The organism is Paenibacillus darwinianus, assembly GCF_000598065.1.
In the GTDB taxonomy this organism is placed as follows: Bacteria; Bacillota; Bacilli; order Paenibacillales; family Paenibacillaceae; genus Paenibacillus_I; species Paenibacillus_I darwinianus.
In genome coordinates this window covers 84128-87232 of the sequence record NZ_KK082127.1, presented here as the reverse complement: position 1 = coordinate 87232, position 3105 = coordinate 84128, and the positions used below count along the sequence as shown (strand labels likewise).

Sequence of the window (3105 nt, the reverse complement as noted above, 5' to 3'; positions counted from 1 at the left end):
TTTCGGGCAGGCGAAGCTGGCCGCCCTGCCGTCCGTCCGACGCAAGGCCGTCAGCCTGCTGACCGGCTACCTGGAGGACACGCAGAAGCGTACCCTCGGCCATGTCACGCAGTTCCGGGCCTACGAGCCCCATCAATATATGATTTTGGACCAGTTCACGCGGCGCAACCTGGAGCTTACCGAAACGGTGCAGGAGCGCAGCAAGAAAGGCTCGCTGCTCTGGCTGCTGGACCGGACCTGCACCTCGATGGGCGCGAGGCTGCTCAAGCGTTGGATCGATAAGCCGCTGCTGAGCAAGCCGGCGATCGAGGAACGGCTGGATGCGGTGGAAAAGCTGTACAACGATCTCATTTTACGTGAGGAGCTTCGCGACGCTCTCCATGAGATTTACGATCTTGAGCGGCTTGTCGGCCGAGTCGCCTATGGCAGCGCGGGCGGGCGCGATCTCAACGCGCTCAAGGTATCGCTGCGGCAGGTGCCGGTGCTCGCCAAGTTGTGCTCTGATTCGGTTTCGGACACGCTGCGGATGCTGGTGAGCGGTCTGGACGTCTGCGCCGATCTTGCCGATCTCATCGATACGGTGCTTGTGGAAGAACCACCCGTTTCGGTGCGCGAGGGAGGCTTGATTCGTCCCGGCTACGATGAGTATCTGGACCGGCTTCGCGAGGCGAGCACGGACGGCAAGAAATGGCTGGCCGATCTGGAGCGTCGCGAACGCGACGCGACGGGCATCCGAACGCTGAAGATCGGCTATAATAAAGTGTTCGGCTACTATCTGGAGGTGTCCAAAGCGAACCTTGCGATGCTGCCCGAGGGCCGCTATGAGCGCAAGCAAACCTTGGCCAACGCGGAACGGTTCGCTACGCCCGAGCTTAAGGAAAAGGAAAGGCTGATCCTCGAAGCGGAAGAGAAAATGGTCGATCTCGAATACGAGCGCTTCACCGAGCTTCGGGATCATATCGGCTCCCACTTGCGGCGGCTGCAGCGGCTGGCGGAGGCCGTAGCGGAGATCGACGTGTATCAATCGCTGGCGACGGTCAGCGCGGACCATCGGTTCGCCAAGCCGGCCATTACGGACGGGTACGACCTAAGGATCGAGGACGGACGTCATCCGGTTGTCGAGGCGGTCATGCAGGGAACGCCGTTCATTACAAACGGCTCGGCGTTGACGAAGGACAGCCCGATGTTGTTGATTACCGGACCGAATATGGCGGGGAAAAGCACGTACATGCGCCAGGTCGCGCTCATAAGCATCCTCGCGCAGATTGGCTGCTTTGTGCCTGCCAAACGGGCGGAGATACCGCTTACGGACAGAATTTTTACCCGTATCGGAGCTGCCGACGACCTGATCGGCGGGCAAAGCACGTTCATGGTGGAGATGAAGGATATTCAGGTCATGACTGAAAAAGCGACCGAGCAGAGCCTCGTCATTATCGACGAGCTCGGCCGCGGCACATCGACCGGCGAAGGCATGGCGATCGCGCAGGCGGTCATCGAATTCGTGCACGACCGAATCGGCTGCAAGGCGCTGGTGTCGACGCATTTTCACGAGCTTGCGCATTTGGAAGAGTCTCTCTCCGGGCTAACGAACGGCAGCATGGCCGTAGAGGAAAGCGGAGACGACGTCACATTCCTGCGCAAGCTGGTCGCTGGCGCGGCGAGCACAAGCTATGGCATATATTGTGCGCAGCTTGCCGGCTTGCCGGATACGATCATCAGGCGCGCTTATCAGCTGCTTCACTCAGACGATAACAGCGCCGCTTCTGGTACGCCGCCCGCGCCGGCTGCCGTGATGCAACTTTCCATGTTCGAGGAGCCGGCTCCGGCTCCGTCCAGGTCGAAACAGGCGGCGAAAGCCGAGCAGTTGGCGGACCAGCTTAAGAAGATCGATTTGATGAACATGACGCCTATGCAGGCGATGCAGTGGATACATGACATGAAGGCGAAGCTGTCGGAATAGACGGGAGGGACGCGCATGGGTAAAATCAAAGTGCTGGACGAGCAGCTGGCGAACCAGATCGCGGCCGGCGAAGTCGTCGAGCGGCCGTCCTCGGTCGTGAAGGAGCTTGTGGAAAATGCAATCGACGCCGGCAGTACGACGATCGACGTACAGGTGGAGGAGGGCGGGTTGACGCTGATCCGCGTCACCGACGACGGCTCCGGCATCGACCCGGAGGATCTCGAAACGGCATTCCAGCGGCATGCGACGAGCAAGCTGCTGACAAGCAAGGATTTGTTCCGCATCGCCAGCCTCGGCTTCCGCGGAGAGGCGCTGCCGAGCATTGCGGCAGTGGCGAGGATCGAATGCGTGTCCTCTGCCGGCGCGGACGGTCTCGGCAAGCGGCTGGCGATCGAAGGGGGAGCGGTTCGCTCCTTTGACAATGCCAATGCGCCGCAGGGCACCGATATGACGGTGCGCGATTTGTTTTATAATACGCCGGCCCGATTAAAGTACATGAAATCGATTCAGACCGAGCTCGGCCATATTTCCGATTATATGAATCGTTTGGCGCTCGCCCATCCGGGCATCGTTTTCACCCTGAAGCATAACGGCAATACGCTGCTTCGAACGCTGGGCAACGGCGACCGTCTGCAGGTGATCGCGGCCGTCTACGGGACGAATACCGCCAAAGGCATGATTCCGGTTGCGGGCGATCATCCGGATTATCAACTGCTTGGCTTCGTTTCGAAGCCGGAGTTGACGAAGGCGAACCGGAACGGCATTACCGCGATCGTAAACGGCCGATACATACGGAGCTTCGCGATTAACCAGGCGATTCTGCAGGCGTACCATACGCTGCTTCCGATCAACCGGTACCCGATGGCTGTGCTGGAAATCGGCATGCACCCGGGTCTTGTGGACGTGAACGTGCATCCGTCGAAAATGGAGGTGCGCTTCAGCAAGGAGCCGGAACTGAAGTCTTTTATAGAGGAGACGCTCCGCGCAGCGCTCGGGGGACGGGTTCATATCCCGTCAGGCGTGCCGCAGGAGCGGTCCAAACCGGTTATGGTGCAGGAGCGCATATCGTTCCATCAGCCCGAGCCGGAATTTCCGCCTTTTTCACGCACGGCGGACGAACGTCCTGCCGGCAGCCGCAACCCGGC

2 protein-coding genes are annotated in these 3105 nt (G+C 60.1%); both read left to right on the top strand.

The window, feature by feature from the left end; translation table 11 throughout:
• Positions 1–1960 (top strand): DNA mismatch repair protein MutS (gene mutS, locus BG52_RS01615; protein WP_036666695.1); only part of this gene is annotated, 1960 nt, incomplete at its 5' end.
• A 15-nt stretch (positions 1961–1975) separates the two neighbouring features.
• Positions 1976–3105, top strand: a 1130-nt coding sequence (gene mutL / locus BG52_RS01610) for a DNA mismatch repair endonuclease MutL (protein ID WP_144340700.1), incomplete at its 3' end; no start/stop codon positions are given.